Annotated in this window: 21 protein-coding genes and 5 pseudogenes; 21 read left to right on the forward strand and 5 right to left on the reverse strand. The window is 46.7% G+C overall.

The window, feature by feature from the left end; translation table 11 throughout:
- The 8 genes and pseudogenes from PGS38_RS00015 to PGS38_RS00050 all read left to right on the forward strand — a co-directional run.
- Window positions 1–287: DUF5720 family protein (locus tag PGS38_RS00015; RefSeq protein WP_270475717.1), on the forward strand; the 287-nt coding region annotated here is incomplete at its 5' end.
- Window positions 288–354: 67 nt separating this feature from the next.
- Window positions 355–507 (forward strand): annotated as a pseudogene (locus PGS38_RS00020) (helix-turn-helix domain-containing protein); the annotation flags it as partial.
- Window positions 507–1073 (forward strand): annotated as a pseudogene (locus tag PGS38_RS00025) (DUF4368 domain-containing protein); the annotation flags it as partial. The pseudogenes PGS38_RS00020 and PGS38_RS00025, both read left to right, overlap by 1 nt.
- Window positions 1070–1414: a TnpV protein gene (locus PGS38_RS00030; RefSeq protein ID WP_118639935.1), complete on the forward strand. Its 345-nt coding sequence runs from the start codon at window positions 1070–1072 to the stop codon at window positions 1412–1414. The pseudogene PGS38_RS00025 and the gene PGS38_RS00030, both read left to right, overlap by 4 nt.
- Before the next feature lie 446 nt (window positions 1415–1860).
- Window positions 1861–2540: pseudogene (locus tag PGS38_RS00035) on the forward strand (heparan-alpha-glucosaminide N-acetyltransferase domain-containing protein).
- A gap of 545 nt (window positions 2541–3085) precedes the next feature.
- Window positions 3086–3445 (forward strand): DUF3847 domain-containing protein, encoded by a 360-nt coding sequence (locus PGS38_RS00040; protein ID WP_117509145.1) that lies wholly within the window; start codon window positions 3086–3088, stop codon window positions 3443–3445.
- Window positions 3411–4907, forward strand: a complete 1497-nt coding sequence (gene mobQ, locus PGS38_RS00045; RefSeq protein WP_118639934.1) for a MobQ family relaxase — start codon at window positions 3411–3413, stop codon at window positions 4905–4907. Before PGS38_RS00040 ends, mobQ begins: the two co-directional genes overlap by 35 nt.
- Window positions 4904–5319, forward strand: a pseudogene (locus tag PGS38_RS00050) (AAA family ATPase); the annotation flags it as partial. The gene mobQ and the pseudogene PGS38_RS00050, both read left to right, overlap by 4 nt.
- Window positions 5320–5955: 636 nt before the next feature.
- Here the strand turns inward: PGS38_RS00050 and PGS38_RS00055 are convergent.
- Window positions 5956–6111 (reverse strand): annotated as a pseudogene (locus PGS38_RS00055) (winged helix-turn-helix transcriptional regulator); the annotation flags it as partial.
- Between the two features lie 273 nt (window positions 6112–6384).
- Between PGS38_RS00055 and PGS38_RS00060 the strand changes: the two are divergent.
- Window positions 6385–6522: a hypothetical protein gene (locus tag PGS38_RS00060; RefSeq protein ID WP_442857661.1), complete on the forward strand. Its 138-nt coding sequence runs from the start codon at window positions 6385–6387 to the stop codon at window positions 6520–6522.
- A gap of 95 nt (window positions 6523–6617) precedes the next feature.
- Here PGS38_RS00060 and PGS38_RS00065 read toward each other — a convergent pair whose 3' ends face one another.
- The 3 genes from PGS38_RS00065 to PGS38_RS00075 are packed head-to-tail and all read right to left on the reverse strand — an operon-like array spanning window position 6618 to window position 8619.
- The gene (locus PGS38_RS00065; protein WP_118639933.1) at window positions 6618–7640 is read right to left on the reverse strand and encodes a helix-turn-helix domain-containing protein; all 1023 of its coding nucleotides are present in this window, start codon (window positions 7638–7640) and stop codon (window positions 6618–6620) included.
- Window positions 7637–8023: an ArsR/SmtB family transcription factor gene (locus PGS38_RS00070; RefSeq protein WP_055228485.1), complete on the reverse strand. Its 387-nt coding sequence runs from the start codon at window positions 8021–8023 to the stop codon at window positions 7637–7639. Before PGS38_RS00070 ends, PGS38_RS00065 begins: the two co-directional genes overlap by 4 nt.
- Window positions 8024–8076: 53 nt before the next feature.
- Window positions 8077–8619, reverse strand: coding sequence for an Rrf2 family transcriptional regulator (locus tag PGS38_RS00075; RefSeq protein ID WP_243104816.1), 543 nt, complete (start codon window positions 8617–8619; stop codon window positions 8077–8079).
- A gap of 127 nt (window positions 8620–8746) precedes the next feature.
- Between PGS38_RS00075 and PGS38_RS00080 the strand changes: the two genes are divergently transcribed.
- Genes PGS38_RS00080 through PGS38_RS00095 form a run of 4 tightly spaced genes read left to right on the forward strand, consistent with a single transcriptional unit; the run spans window position 8747 to window position 12055 of the window.
- On the forward strand, window positions 8747–9727 hold the full coding sequence (locus PGS38_RS00080) for an SIR2 family NAD-dependent protein deacylase (protein WP_173829423.1): 981 nt from the start codon (window positions 8747–8749) through the stop codon (window positions 9725–9727).
- A complete protein-coding gene (locus PGS38_RS00085) occupies window positions 9724–10605 on the forward strand; it encodes an SIR2 family NAD-dependent protein deacylase (protein ID WP_118639932.1) in 882 nt (293 codons plus the stop codon). The genes PGS38_RS00080 and PGS38_RS00085 overlap by 4 nt, the downstream gene beginning before the upstream one ends.
- A 16-nt stretch (window positions 10606–10621) precedes the next feature.
- Window positions 10622–11458 carry an SIR2 family NAD-dependent protein deacylase gene (locus tag PGS38_RS00090; RefSeq protein WP_118639931.1) on the forward strand — a complete coding sequence of 279 codons (837 nt, stop codon included), beginning with the start codon at window positions 10622–10624 and terminating at the stop codon, window positions 11456–11458.
- Window positions 11459–11491: 33 nt separating this feature from the next.
- Entirely contained in the window at window positions 11492–12055 is a 564-nt protein-coding gene (locus tag PGS38_RS00095; RefSeq protein ID WP_118639952.1) for a DNA-3-methyladenine glycosylase I, read from the forward strand.
- Window positions 12056–12140: 85 nt separating this feature from the next.
- Here PGS38_RS00095 and PGS38_RS00100 read toward each other — a convergent pair whose 3' ends face one another.
- The gene (locus tag PGS38_RS00100; protein WP_117800764.1) at window positions 12141–12494 is read right to left on the reverse strand and encodes a winged helix-turn-helix transcriptional regulator; all 354 of its coding nucleotides are present in this window, start codon (window positions 12492–12494) and stop codon (window positions 12141–12143) included.
- A 154-nt stretch (window positions 12495–12648) separates the two neighbouring features.
- Between PGS38_RS00100 and PGS38_RS00105 the strand changes: the two genes are divergently transcribed.
- From PGS38_RS00105 to PGS38_RS00140, 8 genes are all read left to right on the forward strand, one after another.
- Entirely contained in the window at window positions 12649–13152 is a 504-nt protein-coding gene (locus tag PGS38_RS00105) for a flavin reductase family protein (protein WP_118639930.1), read from the forward strand.
- 254 nt (window positions 13153–13406) lie between these two features.
- The gene (locus tag PGS38_RS00110; RefSeq protein WP_118639929.1) at window positions 13407–14324 is read left to right on the forward strand and encodes a radical SAM mobile pair protein B; all 918 of its coding nucleotides are present in this window, start codon (window positions 13407–13409) and stop codon (window positions 14322–14324) included.
- 302 nt (window positions 14325–14626) lie between these two features.
- Window positions 14627–15517, forward strand: a complete 891-nt coding sequence (locus PGS38_RS00115; RefSeq protein WP_022462480.1) for a LysR family transcriptional regulator — start codon at window positions 14627–14629, stop codon at window positions 15515–15517.
- 113 nt (window positions 15518–15630) lie between these two features.
- Window positions 15631–15825: a DUF4224 domain-containing protein gene (locus PGS38_RS00120; protein ID WP_022462481.1), complete on the forward strand. Its 195-nt coding sequence runs from the start codon at window positions 15631–15633 to the stop codon at window positions 15823–15825.
- A gap of 20 nt (window positions 15826–15845) precedes the next feature.
- Window positions 15846–17189 carry an MATE family efflux transporter gene (locus PGS38_RS00125; protein ID WP_117760428.1) on the forward strand — a complete coding sequence of 448 codons (1344 nt, stop codon included), beginning with the start codon at window positions 15846–15848 and terminating at the stop codon, window positions 17187–17189.
- Window positions 17190–17327: 138 nt separating this feature from the next.
- Window positions 17328–17492, forward strand: a complete 165-nt coding sequence (locus PGS38_RS17420; RefSeq protein ID WP_022462483.1) for an oxidoreductase Fe-dependent alcohol dehydrogenase family — start codon at window positions 17328–17330, stop codon at window positions 17490–17492.
- 467 nt (window positions 17493–17959) lie between these two features.
- Window positions 17960–18976 carry an O-acetyl-ADP-ribose deacetylase gene (locus tag PGS38_RS00135; protein ID WP_118639928.1) on the forward strand — a complete coding sequence of 339 codons (1017 nt, stop codon included), beginning with the start codon at window positions 17960–17962 and terminating at the stop codon, window positions 18974–18976.
- Between the two features lie 186 nt (window positions 18977–19162).
- Window positions 19163–19813 carry a vWA domain-containing protein gene (locus PGS38_RS00140; RefSeq protein ID WP_117814036.1) on the forward strand — a complete coding sequence of 217 codons (651 nt, stop codon included), beginning with the start codon at window positions 19163–19165 and terminating at the stop codon, window positions 19811–19813.

Below are 19813 nucleotides of genomic sequence, written 5' to 3' on the forward strand. Positions count from 1 at the left end.
TGGATATTTCAGCAAGGGAGCTGAAAGGACATAACATTCTTGCCGTGGAACGCTTTGAGGACAGCACCCGATGGATGATTGAGTTTGTTGTTCTCCATCCGTGTAGTGCTTACGGGAGCAGAGGTGATGAAATGCGTCTGTTTCTTGCAGAGGACAGCTATCAGAATGCTCTCCAAGACCAGCAGCGCCGGAAAATCAAAATCAAGCGGTATGCCCGTGTTGTTGAGGGACACATCCTCGACTTTAAGCCGGGAAAGAAACGCACAAGAAAATATAGAGAAAGTTGAACGCCACAATTCTTTGATTTGGGATTGTGGCTTTTTTTATATCCAAAAGTCGGAAGGAGTGAGGTCGATGGCCGTTTTTCGCATTGAACGGACCCGTGATTATACTGTGATGAGCAATCATCATTTACGAAATGCAAACCTGTCGTTAAAAGCCAAGGGGCTGCTTTCCATGATGCTGTCTTTGCCAGAGGACTGGAATTACACCACCCGTGGTCTTGCAAGCTGTCCGACAGCAGATACGCCACTCTGGACGCTCAATACGAAAAGGAACAGTCCGAGCTTACCGCTGAAATCTCTGTTCTGGAAAAGGCTGTCAAGAGCTATGAGAAGCACGAAAAGGACGCTGATCGTTTTATCGCTCTGATTGACAAGTATGAGAACTTCGACAAGCTGACCATTGCTATGCTCAACGAGTTTATCGAGAAAATCCTTGTGCATGAGCGTGACCGTAAAGGCAGTATACAGACCACACAGGAGGTCGAGATTTACTTCAATTTTGTTGGGCGATTCGTTCCCCCGGCGTTTGGAGAAGCGGAGCTTACCCCGGAGGAATTAGAGGAAATCCGCAAGCGTGAGGAACGCAAGGACAGGCTTCATCAGAACTACTTGAAGCGGAAAGCCAGCGGAGCGCAGAAGCGATACGAGGACAAAATCAAGAAGCGGAAAAAGGCAGAAATTGAAGCTAAGAAAGCCGCCATTCGTGCGGAGGACATTGCAAAGGGCGTGTTCGTCCCTGTCAGCAGTTTACCGCAGAGAGAGCCGATGAAAGGAGTACAAACAGCATGAATATCACTTACACACGGAACGGAGATTATCTTATCCCGAACATCGTTATCCGCAAGACCAAGCCCATCGGACACTACGGCAGACTTCGCAAGGCGTATCTGGAAATGCACCGCCCGATACTGTTCAATGAACTGGTGCTATCCGACAAGCTCTTTGAACATTGTGCCGAGATTGACGAAGCGGCACGAAACCGCATGGAGCAGATCGTGCGGTCACTGGCAGAGCAAAACGGTGTGACTGAGCAACTGAAAGCCGATAATCAAATGGAATGGGTGCGGCAGATGAACGCTTGCAAGGCACAGGCAGAGGAGATTGTGAAAGCGGAATTGATTTATGATTGAGCGAGGAAGTCCGGGCAGAAAACTGTTCGGACTTTTCTCATATAGTCCAAAGTTGCGGTAGAACTGTTCACAAGTTTTATGGTACAATTTGAATACGAAAAGTGAGCAACAAATGGAGGCTGGCTGACACATTTGTCTGCGGGCGTGATGTCCCAATCGGAAATTTCGTCAGACCATATCTCCATTTTAAAAGAAAAGAGCAAGGCCGGATAGACCTTACTCTTACATTATGAATCGGAATTTACGAAAGAGGTACAGAACATGAAGAAAATCAGAGGATTGCGTAGCTCCGGCAGAGCCGGAACGGCAGCAGCCAGAGTCGCCCCGGAGCTGGTGGAGCCGATTTTGGAGTAAATAAAAGGGGTGATGAAATTTTGCTGGAAACAACGCAAATAAAGCAGCGTTTACCGTTTATTGATTTGATAAGAGGTATAACCATTATTGAAATGATTTCGTATCATTTCTTATGGGATTTAGTTTATCTGTATAATGCAGATATTCCATGGTATAAGTCCCACGGTGCCTATATTTGGCAGCAATCCATTTGCTGGACTTTTATTTTGCTGGCTGGGTTCAGCTGGCATTTAGGAAAAAACACATGAAAAGGGGATTGTGGGCGTTTGGTGGTGGTGTGGTCGTTTCGCTCGTTACCGCCATAGTTCTTCCCAATGATCGGGTGCGCTACGGTGTTCTAACGCTTATTGGCAGCTGTATTTTGATATGGATTTTACTGGATAAGGTTCTGAAAAAAATCCCGGCTGGGGTTGGGGTAAGTGTTAGTTTTGTGCTATTCCTCATTCTCAGAAGTTGGACGAAGCAAGACCCTATCCAACTATCTGATAATTTGCTGAATGTTACATGGTTGAAATCGGTATTAGCTTATATTGGATTTCCGCAAGCTGGCTTTTCATCTACCGACTATTTTCCGTTGCTCCCATGGATTTTCTTATTTGCAACAGGATATTTCCTGTACAGTTTCTTACAGGAAAAGGGGCTGATTAACCGGCTATTTGGAAAATGGAAAGTTCCAGGTATTAACTTTTTAGGGAAACATTCGCTTATTATTTACATGATACACCAACCGATCTGCTATGTTGTAGCGTTCTTGGTTTCGGAGATTTTTTAATATTGAGCCGTTGATCGGTGGAGTAAACAAGAAAGGAAGCCCCCAAAAAGGGGGCTTCCTTTCTTTAATATCGGCAAATGTGTTTATTTTTGATTATCACAGTTTGTAGCCGGTGATGTATCGGTCGCTACCAACTTCGCCAGCGAAGAAATCGTTAAGGGAGCTGCAAGCGAAGAATCTCTAATACGACAGATTCAAGTTTGGCGAACTGATAAAATCCCTTTAGGAACTAAAGGGCGCACTTCTATACTCTCCTATCGGGAGTATCGTGCGTCCTGCGGAGCTTCATTCTCTGTCAGCAGAAAAAAGCTGCATGACCGAGAATGTTTCGTCACTTCGTTCCGTCAAGGTGGCTACACCCCCTTGCGCTGCTAATGCGGCTATCCCTTGTGTACTTGCCGTCCGCAAACGGTTTTGACAAACCGTTCGCCGCCAGCAAGTTTGGAAAAACAAATACCGAAAATCAGACCGTTGACTGGTCGCACTATGCGAAAAGTTGACGGTCTTTTTTTATCCCCAAAATCAAAAATAGGAGGTCAATCACAATGACAAAACCGAAAACCCTTGACCAGCTCCGAGCCGAAAAGGAACGGGCCGAGACGCAGCTTGCACAGGAACAGCACAAGCTCAACCGTCTTGAGAACAGAAAGAAATATCTGGAGAAAGGCGAAAGGCAGAAACGCACCCATCGTCTTTGCAATCTGGGCGGCACGATTGAGAGCCTTGCCCCGGAGGTCAAAGATCTCACACGCACCGAAATGACAGAGCTGATGGAACAAATCTTTTCTTTGTCCGAAGTCCAGCGAGCCGTCCGTCACATGACGATTACCCACATCAGCCAAGCAAACGGAGAAAAGGAGTTGAAAGCCGATGGCACTATTTCATCTGAGCGTCACGCAGACTAAGCGAAGCGCAGGACAGTCCGCTATCGCTTCTGCTGCCTACCGAGCCGGGGAGCGATTGTATAGCGAGTATTACGGCGAATACAGCGACTACACCCGCAAGGGCGGCGTGATCTGCTCTGACATTCTCTTGCCGTCCCATGCACCGCCAGAATACGCAGACCGCCAAACCCTATGGAACGCCGTGGAAAAAGCCGAGCGTGGAAAGAACGCCCAGCTTGCATACAGCTTTGACATTGCCTTGCAGAATGAATTTTCCCTTGAGGAAAACATCGCTCTTGCAAGGCAATTTTTATTGGAGAACTTTGTGAGCCGTGGCATGGTGGTTGACTTCGCCGTACACCAGCCAGACCGGGAGGACGGCGGCGTACCCAATCCGCATTTTCATGTGCTTTGCCCCATCCGCCCCATCGAGCAGAACGGCAAATGGGGACTAAAGCAACGCCGGGTGTATGAGCTGGACGAGGACGGCAACCGTATCCGAGACGCAGACGGAAAGTTTGTGTTCAACGCCGTTCCCACTACCGACTGGGGCAGTCCCGAAACGCTGGAACATTGGCGTGAAGCATGGGCGGAGCTATGCAATGCCAAGTTTGCGGAAAAAGGTATTGATGTTCGTATCGACCACCGGAGCTATGAGCGTCAGGGCGTGGAGCTTTTTCCCACCGTCCATGAGGGCGCAACCGTCCAGGCAATGGAGAAGAAAGGCATACGCACCGAGAAAGGCGAGTTCAACCGCTGGATCAGAGCCACCAATGCCGTTATCCGGGACATCAAGAAGAAAATCGCTCTCCTGTTTGATTGGATTGCCGAAGCAAAAGCGGAGCTTGCCAAGCCGCAGGCACCCGACCTTGTTTCGCTGCTGAGCGCCTATTACACCCAGCGCAGAGCCGGGGCATATTCGCAGAAAGGCAAGGTCAGCAATCTAAAGGAGATGAACGAGACTTTCAATTATCTCCGGGCAAACGGCATTTACTCCCTTGAAGATTTGGAAAGCCGTGTCAGCGAACACAGTGCTGCCACAGAGAGCTTGAAGAAAACGCTGGACGAACAGACCGCCCGAATGAAAGCAATTAAGCAACTCTATGACAGCTCCGCCGCTTTCCAGAACTTGAAGCCTGTCTATGACGGCTTGCAGAAAATCAAGTTTGAGAAGCCCAGAGCCAAGTACAAGGCAGAGCATGAAGCGGAACTGATACAGTTCTACGCCGCCAGACGAAAGCTGACCGAGGAGTTCCCGGACGGCAAGGTGGATATGAAAAAGCTGTCCGACGAGTATGACGAGCTGGAACAGGCACACGAAAGCACCTACGGCGAGTTTAAGGCTGTCAGAGACGATTTACACCGCCTTTGGAAGGTCAAGTCATGTGTAGATACTGCCGCCCGATTTAACGAGCGTACAGAGGAACAAAAGCTCCAAAATCGACCCCAAACACGACAGAAAAAGGAGGAACTATCCCGATGAATTATACCCAAGCGCAGATTGACCGGGCAAATGCCGTCAGTCTGGAAGATTTTCTCCGCACACAGGGAGAGACACTGATAAAAAGCGGACGAGAATACCGCTGGAAAGAACATGACAGTCTGACCGTCCGGGGAAACAAGTGGTTTCGCCACAGCCAGAGCAAGGGCGGCTATCCCATTGATTTTGTCATAGAGTTTTACGGCAAGTCCTTTCCCGAAAGCTGACAATTATCCAGGGTAATCCCGGCGAGGGCAAGACCTACTTTGCCATGCGCCTTGCGGCGGCTTGCACCAATCGAAAGCCTTTGCCCGGTATGGAGACACTTGAACCTTTCAATATCATCTATCAGACCGCCGAGGACGGTCTGGGCGATACGGTCAAGCCCCGATTGATGGAAGCAGACGTAGCCCTTGCGCTGTAATTCTTTTTCAAGTTTTCTGCGTTCTTTCTCAGAATCCTTAAGTTCGCGGTTAAGCCGGGAAGCTTCTTTAGCGATGCCACCATTGGCATTCATGCAGGCATCTTTCCAGGCTTTGATCTGCTCGATATAAAGACCTTTTTTACGGGCATACTCGGCAAGTTCCGTTTCATTCATACCTGCTGTTTCAACAACAACTAAAAATTTATCCTGTGTACTCCAGTCATCAGGAACAGCATCCGTACCAGGAGCAGCATAGCCTTCCTTTCTGGCTTTATCCCGCCAGTTACGAAGTGTCTATTCAGAGATTCCTTCTTCTCTGGATATCTTGGTAATAGATTCATTGTTTGGTGGAAGCATCCTCCTGAGGAGTGCATCCTTTAATTCTGGACTATCCTTTCGACATTTGCCCTGTCTCTTTTTTTGCCAATACCATAGACAGTTTTCTTTCATTTGCTGTTGTCTCCAATCTCCATACACTGATATGGATAAAGCCTGCCAAGTATCATGCTGATACAGCACCCGGCAGTGCTTTCTGAAAATATGGTTTCTCTGTACTTTTTCTTATCACCCCAGAGATGTAGGATTTCTCACAGGCGGCAGTGTGCTTCACTGCTCCATTGGAAGTTGTCACTCTGTCAGTCGATTCTCCTCGCCCCAGACACAGAGCTGATCCAGCACAGTCATCAGCGTTTTTCCTCGTTCCGAAAGCGTATATTCCACCTTCGGCGGAATCTGCGGATACTCGGTGCGGACGATCAGTTTATCCGCTTCCAGCTCCTTGACAGTCTACATCTGCATTTTTAAAAATATGCGTTTCAAGATTTTTTGAAAGTAAGCGCAAAATAATTCGACGGATTGTGTTGCCCTAAAAATCAATTCATAATAATCATTAGAGAATGCAAGCATTTCACTTCATTTTCTCTTGCTTGAAATGATAGATGCGAGCATTTTACTCTATTCAAGTTATCCCTGTGTGTTAGGATAGTTGTCAGTGAAAGATAATTACTTTTGTGGTAGTATGTAGCTATCACAGGAAGGGAGCTTTCGCTATGAACTATGACGAAGAAGGCGATGGATAAACTGATTACAAGGAAGGAAGCAGCCAGTATACTGGGAATCAGCGTAAAAACACTGGATGCTGTAAGAACAGACGGTTTGATCTCCTATGTTCAGTATGTGGAAAACGGCTGCTGATGCAGTCAGCACAGATTAGGATGACAACGCTGATTGACTATACATCAAAAGTGAAGAACTTGGCTTTGTTGGCAGTAGTCTACCAGAATTTTTCATTACAGTGTTTTGCTAAAGGAATCCGATGGAGCTATACCCTGGATTTTTCTGTATTCTCTGGGTGACATTTTGACTATAGACTGAAAAGCGCTTGAAAATTTCCCCTGGGTTTGGTAGCCTACCTGGGAAGCAATATCCGCGATAGTGTCATTTGTTTCCCGTAATAATTTCATAGCCTGACGCACTCGAAATTCCTTCATATAGGTGGCGATAGGCTGGCCGTAGACTGCCTTGAATATCTCCTTTAGAGTGGAGGTATTTATCAAATACTGTTTGGAAAGTTCTGCGATCGTAAATCGTTGATCCAAGTGCTCTGTCAACTGTTGATGAATTTCTTTTATCAATTCGGTTTGCTGGGAGAAGTATTGAGTCAATTCTTTATGCTCCGATTTCATGTTGCTCAAATAAATCAAAATTTCCAGCACCTTTAATTTCAAGAGGGAAATTCGAACGGATACAGGAGCAGAAAAGAGTGGGGCAAAAATGTGCTCTAAATCGGAACAGGACGGGATTGCGGATGGTTTTCCGGAGCAAAATCGATCCCGTAACTGGTCTGCCTCCACACCGGCATTCTTTAAAACTTCCGGGCAAATGGAAGAGAGCTGTTTCAGATCCACGGAAATGGAAATTCCCTCTGAATATCCTAGGGGAAACATCATGGCGGAATCCGCGCAGCAGGCCATACTGTGTGCTGTCACATCACCTGTACCTAAATAGACGGCAGTACCGTCTTGCATATTCCAACCCACGCGACCACTGCGACAATAGTAAATTTCTAAAACAGAATCCGAAGCATCATGCTGAAACTTGATCTCTGAAGCAAGAAAAACATTGAAGGATACCTCTATTCCAGGAAAAGTTTCATATGCCTCCATACCCCCTTTTCCAGCGGTAACCGCTCGAAACTGTTCTCCAAAGAGTGTGGTACCCGTTCCGCCAGCACGGCAATGCTTCAAGGCGAGTGTGCCGTTTGGAATCTTTTGAAATTTTTGAGCGATAACTTTGGATTCTTCTTTTTTCATGGCGTTCCTTTTTGTTTTTCTACTTGCGACGGACAGGCGATTTTTACAAGCCACTCAATCATGTGATGGAAATTTCGGGCCTGCTCGGTATCGGCCGCTTTATAATAGACCTCTTTTCCGTCCCGGCGGCTAACGATCAGACCTGCTGATTTCAACTGCTTGAGATGGTGAGAAACTGCAGGACTGCTCATATTTACCATGGCTGAAAGATTGATAACACATTCCTCACAGTGGCAAAGCAACCAAAAAATGCGAATACGGCTGCCATCCCCCAGCTGCTTGAAAATATCAGCTACGGTTTGAAAGTTTTCTACGCTGGGCATATGTTCCAGTTCCTGCTCGATAGTTTGTCCGTGGTCGTGTGGTAAGGGGTTCTGAATCATTTAGCACTCCTCCTTAAAGTCTATCTTACCATAGGCTGAAGGAAAAAGAAACTTTACTTCTGAAATATTTCTGGTTCAGGACCAGCGTCATGGGTGTAATCCAAGATACGGACACCATCACCTATCTCTTTCTGCACCAGCTCCCGCATACGTTTGGCAAAAGGACAGGGGTAACCAATGGGAGTCATGTGATATTGTTCCAGCACATCTTTCAACGTGATTCCTTGCATTCTTTGTTCCGCTGTTTTTTGAATGTCCAAGTAAAAATCCCGCAGCACCAGTTGAATATTTACACTCACGCCACAGGCAGGATTGGTGTGGATGTCCTGATGGAGCAGGGGCTTGTTGCCCTCTACTGCCCGATAGGCATCCAGCAGAGTGATTTTCTCCGGCTCACGAGCCAGAGCAGGTCGGGGATGTCCCTTCACGCTGACCAGCAGTCCTCCCTTCCGCAGGGCGGACATGAGCTGGCGCACATAGGCAGGATTCGTCTGAATGCTCTCTGCCAGCTTGTTACTGGTCAGGTCGCAGTTTGGGTACAGAGCGATAAAAGCCAGAATATGAACAGCATCGCTAAGGCGGGTAGAATATTTCATAGCCTGATCTCCTTTTTTACTTTGATGTTATTTTTATTATAACAACATATTGACAGTGACGCAAGAGGATGCTAAAATAATTTGAAGTAAGAATAAAAATAACACCCACTTGAAAGGAATGGTGACAATGAACTTCTATGATGATCTGGTCATGCAGACCCAGATGAATTATTCCAGGCACTATCATATCTATGCTTCCGGCGGTACGCCTTATCAGCTGACTGACAAAAAGCCGCTGCCGTATAGCGAACAGATCCATCGTTTGGTACAGGAGGTAAAGGAAGCTGACTGTGTGGTAGTGGGCGGAGCCTCCGGCCTGTCCGCTGCCGGTGGTGGAGATTTTTACTACGAGGACAACGACTCTTACCGCAAATACTTCCGCCCTTTTGCCGAGAAGTACCACTTCAAAGGTGCTTTTGCAGGGATGATGCACCCCTGGAAGACAAGGGAAGAGTATTGGGGGTATCTCGCCACATTCCTTCACACCACCCAGACCGCACCTGTGCGTCATTCCTATTTGGATTTAGACGCTTTGCTGAAAGGCAAGGACTTCTTCATCCTCACCACGAACCAGGATACCCAGTTTGTCAAACTCTACCCGGAGGAGAAGGTGGCAGAGATTCAGGGGGATCACCGCTTCTTCCAGTGTGCCGCCTGTTGTACCGATGACACTTGGGATGCGGTAAAGCCGGTGGCTGATATGGTAGCCGCTATGGGGAGTGACACGAAGATTCCCACGGATCTCATTCCCCGATGCCCCCACTGCGGCGGCGAGGCATTCCCTTGGGTGCGAGGATATGGGAATTTTCTGCAAGGAAAGAAATACGAAGAACAGTACGAAAAAATTTCTCGCTATGTGCTGGAACACAAAGACAGCAAAATTTTGTTCCTGGAGCTGGGCGTGGGCCGAATGACTCCCATGTTTATCCAAGAACCTTTCTGGAACATGACCCTCAGCTTTCCCCATGCTCGATATATTGCTGTCAACAACAAGTATAACTTCCTGCCCAAGCAGTTGGAGGACAAGGGCATGACCATTGTGGCCGACATTGCTCAAGTGCTACGGGATGCACGGGATACCATGGACAGCGGAGATAACGATCGATGAGGGGTGGAAACCAAGCGACGCTTCAGGAACTTGCTGAGCGTATTGATCAAGCAGATGCCGTTGTGATCGGAGGCGGCTCCGGCCTGTCAAGCGCGGCTGGATACGACCACTACCATTGGTCCCCGGCACTTTCGGAGGCATTGGCTCCCTTTCGCGAACAGTATGGCTTTACCTCTCCGCTGGCTGGATTCTACCATTGCTTTTCCAGCTATGGGGAACAGTGGGGGTATTACAGTCAATATATCCGCTTCATGTGGGAAGCCCCTACTGGGCAGCCCTATCTGGACCTGCAGGCGCTTGTTGCGGACAAACCTGCTTTTGTTCTGACCACCAATGTGGATCAGCAGTTTTTTCGAGTATTTCCCCAGAAACAAATTTGCGCCTTTCAGGGAGAATTTAGCTACTGCCAATGCAGTCAGCCCTGCCGGGATGATATTGGGGAAAACCGCGAACTGGTGAAGGAACTGACTGGTTGCCTGGCAGGTGTTCGCCTGCCGGAGGAGGCTGTTCCTCGTTGCCCGGATTGCGGGCGGGTGCTGGTGCCCTGGGTACGAGATGATACCTTTCTGGAGGGAACCTTCTGGCAGGATAGTCTGCATCGCTACCATAGATTCCTGCGACACTGGATAATGGATCAGTCCGACAAAAAAGTCCTGCTGTTGGAACTTGGCGTGGGTGAGATGACACCCAGTATCATCAAATTGCCCTTCTGGGAACTTACTGCCAAAAACGAAAACGTCTTTTATGCATGTCTTAATCGAGAGGCAGCTCATAGGCCAGAGCATCTGCGGGGACGCAGCCTGTATCTGCAAGGAGATTTGGCGGAAACTCTGGCTGCCCTCCGGCAGGAGCGATCCATCGCAGCAACCATAAAATAGAAAGGAGCGAACAAATATGGTTGATTGGAACCCTATTGCGAAAAAATTCAGAGAAGCGGACGCTATCCTGATCGGAGCCAGTAACGGCCTGTCCATCACCGAAGGACTGCATTTGTTTGCGGACAATGCGACTTTTGAAAGACTGTTTGGGGATTTCAAACAAAAATACGGCTTACGTTGTATTTTGCAGGGCATGATGGCCGGATGGCCCAGCGAGGAGGAAAAATGGGCCTTCTGGGCCCGGCTCATCCATCGTTACTGTGGGCAGTACCAGCCTACGCCGGTGATGAACGATTTGAAGGCCATTGTAGGAGAAAAAGATTACTTTGTCGTCACATCAAACGGAGAAGGTCACTTTGAACTGTGTGGCTTCGATCCGACGAAAATCTATGAGATTGAGGGCAACTGGATTACTATGCAGTGTGCCCGCCCCTGCCACGATACCCTCTATTCAAGTTTAGAGGTGGCCGAAAAATTATCGGCTGCCGAACAGGGCGGCCATGTGCCTACAGAGTTGGTGCCGCGTTGTCCCAAGTGCGGAGGTCCCATGGACATCCACATGGGCGCGGGTCAGAGAATGATCCCGGATACCTCTGCCCAGGCACGGTTCCAAAACTTTCTGAAAACCTACCACGGAAAGAAACTGGTGGTTCTGGAGCTGGGCATTGGCTGGCGCAATCAGCTGATCAAGGCCCCGATGATGCGCCTGGTGGCCGGCGAGCCAAACGCCACTTATGTGACCCTCAATCTTGGTGAGATCTACATTACGGACAATATCAAAGAAAAGTCCTTCGGTCTGGACGGGCGGCTGGATGAGCTGCTGCCTGCTCTCCGGGAGGCGTGCGAGGCATAACGATTTCGGAGCAAGTTCAAAATGACTATACGAATGCAGTGGACAGATGGAAAGATTCGATGCCATTGGGTGAGCCCGACTAATACCACTTATCTGCGATACCATGACGAGGAATGGGGCAGACCGGTCCACGATGACCAGTTGCTGTTTGAAATGTTGATTTTGGAGAATTTTCAGGCAGGCCTCACCTGGGAATGTGTCTTAAATAAACGAGAAGCATTTCGCCGTGCTTTTGCCGGGTTTGATTTACGGAAGGTGGCATCTTATAGCGAAGAAAAATTGACGGCTCTGCAAGCTGACTCTGGAATCATCCGTAACCGGCTGAAAATACGAGCTGCAGTGGTCAACGCACAAGCGTTTCAAAAGATACAGCAAGAGTGGGGCAGTTTTGACCGATACTTATGGCATTGGACAGATGAAAAGAGCATCCAAGAAGTAGACAAGGTCAGCTCACCATTATCGGATGCTATCTCAAAAGACTTGAAAAAGCGAGGCATGAAGTTTGTGGGGACCGTAATCATCTATGCCTATTTGCAGGCGGTGGGAGTTATCAACTCTCATGAATCAGGTTGCTTCCTGAATCCTTTGCAGCAGTAGAAAATGCAGAAAATAAAACGCCGGGAAGTTGACTCAAATCGTCAATGCCTCCCGGCTATTATCTTGCGGATTAGTATAGTTAGAATCATGGTATATATTTCATTCCCCATTGGGAAATGGCGTAAAAGACCGGCAACAGATCCCGTCCTTTCTCGGTGAGGGAGTATTCCACTCGTAGGGGCATTTCATTATATTGGATGCGCTGGATCAATTCATCCGCTTCCAGCTCCTTCAGGGCGTTGGTCAGGGCTGTATTGGTGATGGGCTTGAGAACTTTTTTCAGTTCCCCAAACCGCATGGGACACTTGATGCATAGTTCATAGAGAATTTGGAGTTTCCATTTGCCCTGCAGCATTTGAACCACCGGTGTGACCGGGCAGTTTCCATCATCGGTTAGAATGACACTGCCAACCTTTTCTTTGAATTCTTCATAAGTCATGATTGGATCTTTCCTCGTCTTTTGCAGTATACTTTTTGATACCAGGTACAAATAATTTGCGTACTTGAACAAAAATTGCTGTCAAGTATAATAAATATATCACTGGTTGGCCATGCAGTCAACGACTGAAATTTCTCAGAAAGGTCTGAATGATATGAAAGAACTGAACATTATGGAGGCTACTGTTCTGACCTCCCCCAATCCGCTGACATTGATCTGCTCTAAAAAGGAGGATGGTTCTACGAACCTGGCTCCCATTTGCTTTGTGTCTTACCTCTCCTTCAATCCGCCTATGGTGGGTTTCGCCACTGGCAAACAGTCCCACACCGGCAAGCGTGTGCGTGAGACCGGCAAAGTCATTGTCACTGTTCCCTGTGAGAGTCTGGCAGGCGCAGTAATGGCCTGCGGAGCATCTACCGGTGCCGAGACCGACAAGGTGGCCGCCAACAACATCGAGATGATGGCTGTGGATGGCAGTGATATCCAGATTCCGGTGGATACTCGTCTGGCGATGGTGGCCACCCTGCAGCAGTCGGTGGAAGTTGGCGACCATATCCTGCACATCTGTCAGGTGGACAAGTTCCTGGGCGATGAGGACAAGAAGGGGCTGTATGCCTGGAACGGCTTCGGGAAAGTTGCACCTGCGGCAGAAGGCTAAATCTTAAAACGGTAAGGAGGCATCAGCGGTGGCCGTTTGTATTAAATTGAGTGGATCGTCATTGGGACTGAGACCGGACATAGGAAGGGCAAAGCCGTATCGAAACCGGAATGGGTGTGGAACCTGACACATCAGGCCCATGAGCTTGGCATCCCTGTATTTATGAAGGAAGATCTGCTTCCTATCATGGGAGAGGCACAGATGGTACAAGAATTTCCCCCGGCTTTTTACCGGGTATTGGAGGAACAGAAGACATGACAGAAGTAAAAGAGAGCAGCATTCTGATTCAGGATGTAGAAACCAAAAATATTATGACAAAATCCGCCCTGCCGGTGGGAGGCTATTCCGTCAATCCTTATGTGGGCTGTACCCATGGCTGCAAATACTGCTACGCCTCGTTTATGAAGCGATTTACCGGGCACACCGAACCGTGGGGTACATTCCTGGATGTGAAACATTGGCCAGCAATCAAAAATCCGCAAAAGTACAAAGGGCAACGCGTAGTCATCGGTTCTGTGACCGATGGCTATCTGCCCCAGGAGGCTCAGTTTCAGAACACCCGAAAGCTTCTTGAACAGCTCCGGGGCAGCGAGGCGGAAATTCTCATCTGCACCAAGTCAGACTTGGTAATCCGTGACATCGATCTTCTGAAAGAACTGGGAAAGGTCACGGTCTCTTGGTCGATCAATACGCTGGACGAGGATTTCAAAAACGATATGGACAATGCCGTCAGCATCAAGCGACGGCTGGATGCCATGAAGCAGATCTATGATGCGGGCATTCGCACCGTCTGCTTTATTGCCCCTGTCTTTCCGGGTATCACGGATTTTGAGGCTATCTTCCATCAGGTCAGAAATCAATGCGACCTGATATGGTTAGAAAATCTAAACCTGCGAGGCGGATTCAAAAAAGACATCCTTGACTATATACGTAAAAAACATCCTGACTTGGTTCCGCTGTACGACGCTATCTACAACAAGAGAGACAGAAGCTACTTCCGTGGTTTGGAGGATCAAGCGGAACGGCTGGCGAAAGAAAACAGCTGTCCCTTCGTGGACAACGAGCTGCCCTACGGACGAGCAGAGCCTGGGCACCCGGTCATTGTGGATTACTTTTACCATGAGGAAGTGCGTGGCTCGGAAAACACCGGGCGACGCAACCCCCAAAAATAATTTGTGAAATAAATGGGTTCTGACATGGAGCTGTGCTTCAATGTCAGAACCTTTTTTAGCACTGTTTACCCATTCAGAAGTTTTCTTATCCCTCTTGGAAGGACTTGTACTCCGTCCATTGTTTTTCGATTTTCCCCGCTCTACAATGTAGACAGAACGATTAAATGATAGGTGTTTATCAAGTTTTACATAAAATTATATTACCGGTAAGCATACGATGAGCAGATGTTTTTTATTGCCTTTCGAGTATAGATACGTTAAAATATACTTATTAAGCATGATGAATTTGGGAGGTATTTTTCGTGGAAATTAGAGTTCTTCGATATTTTCTGACTGTAGTAAGGGAAGAAAGTATCACAAAAGCCTCAGAAGTTTTACATATCACGCAGCCGACACTTTCACGTCAGCTTGCACAGATGGAGGAAGATATTGGTGTAAAGCTGTTTGATAGAGGGACACGGAAAATCAAATTGACAAATGAAGGAATACTTCTTCGCCGTCGTGCGGAAGAAATTTTGCAGCTTGTAGATAAGACAGAAAAAGAATTAGTGGAGCAAGAGGAACAGGTGGAAGGTAAAATTTCCATTGGGTGTGGAGAAATTGCTGCTGTACAACTTCTTCCTAAAATAATTGAGTCCTTTCGTCGGAAATATCCCCGTGTTACTTTTGACATTTTTACAGCCACAGCAGATTTGGTAAAGGAACAAATGGAGAAGGGACTACTGGATATTGGTTTGCTTCTTGAGCCGGTTGATATGGAAAAATATGAATTTATTCGCTTGAATATAAGGGAAAAATGGGTGGTTCTGATGAAATCGGATGATCCACTCTCCAAGAAAGAAACGGTAAGCGCAAAAGATTTGTCTGTACTGCCTTTGATTCTTCCTAGGCGTATGAATGTGCAGAGTGAGTTGGCAAGTTGGTTTGGCAACTACTATGAGAAACTGGATATTGTTTTTACCAGCAATTTAAGTACGAACAGCGCAATTATGGTGAATGGAGGCTTGGCATATTCATTGGTGATTGAAGGGGCTGTACCGTTCTGGAATCAATCAAAGGTTACATTCAGACCGCTTGATCCGCCACTTACAGCAACAAGTGTATTAGCATGGAAACGTGGTCAGCCGTTTAGCTTAGCAACCACAAAATTCATCAAACATATTCAATGCTTTTTAGGCATGGACAAACCATAAAAACTAAGTATTTGATATAATTCAATTAGAAAATTATAATATAGGTGTAGAGATAAAGCAAACAGCTTTAATTTCTGCACCTATATTTTTTATTGAGGAGGGAGTGCCATTTCATGAAACCGGATTATGATTCCCGTATAAACGCCGGATTAAGCAAAGAAGAAATCGCAAAAATTTCAGGATGCGAAGATCAAGAAATGCAGATAAGGATGTTGCGAAAATATCGGTACAAATTGCTTGATGAGGTACATGAAAAGCAGCAGTCACTTGATGCAATCGATTATATGATCTGTAAAACAAAAAAATAACAATAAGAGGAGGAAAAGGCGTGAATCAGCAAACAACTCTGTTTTCAAACGAGAAGTTGATGGCTATGATTATTCCCCTGTTTTTAGAGCAGCTGCTGATAATGCTTGTAGGGATGGCGGACACACTGGTGGTCAGCTACGCAGGAGAAGCGGCAGTATCCGGTGTTTCACTGGTAAATCAGTTCAATACTATTTTTATTTATCTGTTTACAGCATTGGCATCTGGAGGGGCGGTTGTGATCAGCCAGTATATTGGTAGAAAGAAAAATGATGACGCTGGAGAATCCGCCAGTCAGCTTCTTTCATTTTCTGCGATTTTTTCCATACTGATCGTAGTGATGGTTCTAATTGGAAATGAAGGGATGCTTCGTCTGATGTTCGGTAAAGTGGAAGATTCTGTGATGCACTCTTGTATTACATACCTTAGGATTTCTGCATATTCCTATCCGGCATTGGCGGTTTACAATGCTGGCGCTGCCCTTTTTCGCAGTATTGGAAAAACCAGTGTGACCATGTATTTGTCGGTAATTTCCAATATCATCAATGTTATTGGAAATTTCATTGGTGTACTTGTTTTGCGTGCAGGTGTTGCAGGTGTTGCATACCCTTCACTGATCGCTCGGACATTTTCAGCCGTGATGATTACAGTACTTTGTTTTCAGAGAAAAAATGAAGTGTTCTATCGCTGCAAGTGGATTTTCCGGTGGAATGTGGATTTCATGAAACAAATTCTAAAAATCGCTATTCCAAATGGGATGGAAAACGGTATATTCCAGTTAGTCAAAGTAGCATTAAGCGGTATCGTTGCACTTTTTGGAACATATCAGATTGCTGCAAATGGTGTTGCACAAAGTATCTGGTCATTGGCTGCGCTGGCGGGAGTCGCTATGGGTCCCGTATTTATAACGGTCATTGGACAGTGTATGGGAAATGGGGATGCAGATGCTGCGGAGCATTATTTTAAGAGATTGACAAGAATCACATTGCTGATTTCATCGGCATGGAATCTTTTGATTTTTCTTCTGACTCCATTCTTTATGAAATTTTATGCTTTGCAGCCGGAGACCAAACGGCTTGTAATCTGGCTGGTTTTAATCCATAACGTGTTTAATGCAGCAGCATATCCCTTTTCCGGTGCGCTTAGTAATGGGCTGCGGGCAGCGGGTGATGTGAAATTTACCATGTATGTTTCGGTTATCTCCACGATAGCGGTGCGTCTGCTTTTATCATGGCTCTTGGGAATTGTTTTGAAAATGGGCGTGATCGGGATTGCTATTGCAATGGTTTGTGACTGGAGCATTCGGGCGGTCATTTTCTTCTGGAGGCAGAAGTCCGGAAAATGGAAAACATTTCAGGTGATATAGATTCATTTATAATAAGTTCAATATCGGTATATTATGCCTTATGGTCTTAGCAAGTTTTGCCGTTTTGCTGTGAATGTGTGGGAGGTCAATCCTGCTGGAAAAGCTGATGAACAGGTTGCCAGAGAAGGGCTTTCCTGTATGGAAGTTTGGATGAAAGAACTGGGACTTACAATGAATCTCCATGAGTTGGGGGCAACAGAAGAAATGTTGCATGGTATTGCAAATGGAACCATCATCATGGAAGGTGGATATAAGGTGTTGAATCATGATGAGGTATTGGAGATTTTGAAGAACAGTTTGTAAGCATTCAAGTAGGAGCTTTTATAACGATAATATAATAGAAAAAGGCAAGTGCTGTGAAAGAAATTTTTCTTTGATGTTGCTTGTCTTTTTTTAATTCATCACTTGACATTGTGGCAAAGAAATCCTGAAAGGGGACGAGTAGAAAAAAGAGCAGCTGCATGAGCAGGAAGAAGAAAATAGACAGAGCAGTTGATGATGTGGAATGTCCGGTGCAGTGTGGGTGTAATGCTCATGTTGCATCGGACTTTTTTCGAAAATGATTTTTAATAATGTTGATTTTCAACTACTTTTAACTCAAATATTGCATCTTAACTTAAAAAGAGTTAAGATTGCAAGTAATGACATGGAATATCTCGATAAAGTTCCTGGAGTCAAGAATCAAAGTGTTTTTAAAGAAGCTTATGTTATGGGATATTTTATTTACTAATGTTGATTTTCAACTGCTGGACGAATGGGAGGGGTGCTTCATGCCGTTGCAAATGATCAGAAACGATATTACAAAAATGAGTGTTGACGCAATCGTCAATGCTGCCAACACGTCCCTTTTGGGCGGCGGAGGTGTGGACGGCTGCATTCATCGTGCGGCCGGACCGGAACTGCTTGCAGAATGCCGTACGCTGCATGGCTGCGAAACCGGCAGTGCAAAAATTACAAAGGGATACCGTCTGCCCTGCAAATATGTGATCCATGCAGTCGGTCCGCGCTGGCGGGATGGCAGGCATCGGGAGCAGGAGCTTCTGGAATCCTGTTATCGGACATCTTTGAATCTGGCGAAAGAAAATGGCTGTCAGTCTGTAGCCTTTCCGCTGATTTCCTCCGGTGTTTACGGCTATCCAAAAGACCAGGCTCTGAAGGTTGCAGTCGATACCATCAGCGAATTTTTGCTGGAAAACGAGATGATGGTCTATATCGTTATTTTTGACCGAAAGACATATCAGATTAGCGGAAAGCTGTTTGATGACATCGCAGTGTACATAGATGACAGGTATGTGGAAGAACATACCGACAGGAGGGCAGAACAGAGTCGGTGTTCCGAAGCATGGCAAGAGGAATCCTGCTTTGAAGCTGCATCTGTCCCGCTGCCGCCCGAAGCAATCTGTAAATCCTGCAGCAGTCAGTCTCTGGAAGAGGCGCTGGGGCAGATGGATGAGAGCTTTTCAGAAATGCTGCTTCGAAAGATTGAGGAAAGCGGTATGACGGATGCACAGTGCTACAAGAAAGCAAATATTGACAGAAAGCTCTTCTCAAAAATCCGTTCGGATAGATTCTATAAGCCATCCAAACCTACGGTGCTGGCATTTGCCCTCGCTTTGGAGCTACCGCTTGCCCAGATGCAGGAGATGCTCGGCAAGGCAGGATTCACATTGTCCCATTCAAGTAAATTTGACATCATTGTAGAATATTTTGTCGAACGGGGAAACTATAATGTGTATGAAATTAACGAGGCACTGTTTGCCTTTGACCAGAGTCTGATCGGTACATAAGGAAAAAGAAATGTCGCTTTCCATGCGACCACTCCGCAAAAGAAAATCGCTATACTATGGCTGTAAGGTACGAAATCGAGCAGTCATTTGCGTGAGGAATGAGCCAAAGCTCGAGCTTGCTCGAAACCTTGGCGAATACTGCGACAGCGAGCCCGTAAGGGCGAGATCTTTTAGGAGGATAAGCATATGAGAAAGAATTTAACAGAGATCGTTTTTATCTTAGACCGCAGCGGTTCTATGAACGGACTGGAACGGGATACCATCGGCGGATTCAATTCCATGATTGAGCAGCAGAAAAAAACAGAGGGCGAAGCACTGATTTCAACGGTACTGTTTGACAATGTGAGTGAAGTCCTGCACGACCGTGTAGATGTAAAGAAAATCCGACCGATGACCGACCGGGATTATACAGTTCGCGGATGCACAGCGCTCTTAGATGCCATCGGCGGTGCGATTCATCACATTGGAAATGTTCATAAGTATGCAAGACCGGAGGATGTACCGGAACACACCATGTTCGTAATCACTACGGACGGAATGGAAAATGCCAGCCGCCGGTACAACAGCGAAAAAGTGAGGCAGATGATCGAGCGGCAGAAAGCGAAATACGGTTGGGAGTTTTTGTTCCTCGGTGCTAATATTGACGCGGTAGAGACCGCAAGCCAGTTCGGAATCGGTGCAGACCGTGCAGTCAACTATCAGTGCGACAGCGAAGGAACTGCGTTGAATTATGAGGTGGTCAGCGAAGCAATCAGCTCTGTCCGGTGCAGTGCCCCGTTGAACGCAGACTGGAAAAAACGTATAGATGAGGATTATAAAAAACGTGGAGGAAAATAG

The organism is Fusicatenibacter saccharivorans, from assembly GCF_027667425.1.
GTDB classification, from domain to species: domain Bacteria; phylum Bacillota; class Clostridia; order Lachnospirales; family Lachnospiraceae; genus Fusicatenibacter; species Fusicatenibacter saccharivorans.

Coding starts and splice junctions, on each gene's coding strand:
- PGS38_RS00030 (WP_118639935.1), top strand. CDS start 1,070: ATGAATATCACTTACACACGGAACGGAGATTATCTTATCCCGAACATC.
- PGS38_RS00040 (WP_117509145.1), top strand. CDS start 3,086: ATGACAAAACCGAAAACCCTTGACCAGCTCCGAGCCGAAAAGGAACGG.
- mobQ (WP_118639934.1), top strand. CDS start 3,411: ATGGCACTATTTCATCTGAGCGTCACGCAGACTAAGCGAAGCGCAGGA.
- PGS38_RS00060 (WP_442857661.1), top strand. CDS start 6,385: ATGACGAAGAAGGCGATGGATAAACTGATTACAAGGAAGGAAGCAGCC.
- PGS38_RS00065 (WP_118639933.1), bottom strand. CDS start 7,640: ATGAAAAAAGAAGAATCCAAAGTTATCGCTCAAAAATTTCAAAAGATT.
- PGS38_RS00070 (WP_055228485.1), bottom strand. CDS start 8,023: ATGATTCAGAACCCCTTACCACACGACCACGGACAAACTATCGAGCAG.
- PGS38_RS00075 (WP_243104816.1), bottom strand. CDS start 8,619: ATGAAATATTCTACCCGCCTTAGCGATGCTGTTCATATTCTGGCTTTT.
- PGS38_RS00080 (WP_173829423.1), top strand. CDS start 8,747: ATGAACTTCTATGATGATCTGGTCATGCAGACCCAGATGAATTATTCC.
- PGS38_RS00085 (WP_118639932.1), top strand. CDS start 9,724: ATGAGGGGTGGAAACCAAGCGACGCTTCAGGAACTTGCTGAGCGTATT.
- PGS38_RS00090 (WP_118639931.1), top strand. CDS start 10,622: ATGGTTGATTGGAACCCTATTGCGAAAAAATTCAGAGAAGCGGACGCT.
- PGS38_RS00095 (WP_118639952.1), top strand. CDS start 11,492: ATGCAGTGGACAGATGGAAAGATTCGATGCCATTGGGTGAGCCCGACT.
- PGS38_RS00100 (WP_117800764.1), bottom strand. CDS start 12,494: ATGACTTATGAAGAATTCAAAGAAAAGGTTGGCAGTGTCATTCTAACC.
- PGS38_RS00105 (WP_118639930.1), top strand. CDS start 12,649: ATGAAAGAACTGAACATTATGGAGGCTACTGTTCTGACCTCCCCCAAT.
- PGS38_RS00110 (WP_118639929.1), top strand. CDS start 13,407: ATGACAGAAGTAAAAGAGAGCAGCATTCTGATTCAGGATGTAGAAACC.
- PGS38_RS00120 (WP_022462481.1), top strand. CDS start 15,631: ATGAAACCGGATTATGATTCCCGTATAAACGCCGGATTAAGCAAAGAA.
- PGS38_RS17420 (WP_022462483.1), top strand. CDS start 17,328: ATGGAAGTTTGGATGAAAGAACTGGGACTTACAATGAATCTCCATGAG.
- PGS38_RS00135 (WP_118639928.1), top strand. CDS start 17,960: ATGCCGTTGCAAATGATCAGAAACGATATTACAAAAATGAGTGTTGAC.
- PGS38_RS00140 (WP_117814036.1), top strand. CDS start 19,163: ATGAGAAAGAATTTAACAGAGATCGTTTTTATCTTAGACCGCAGCGGT.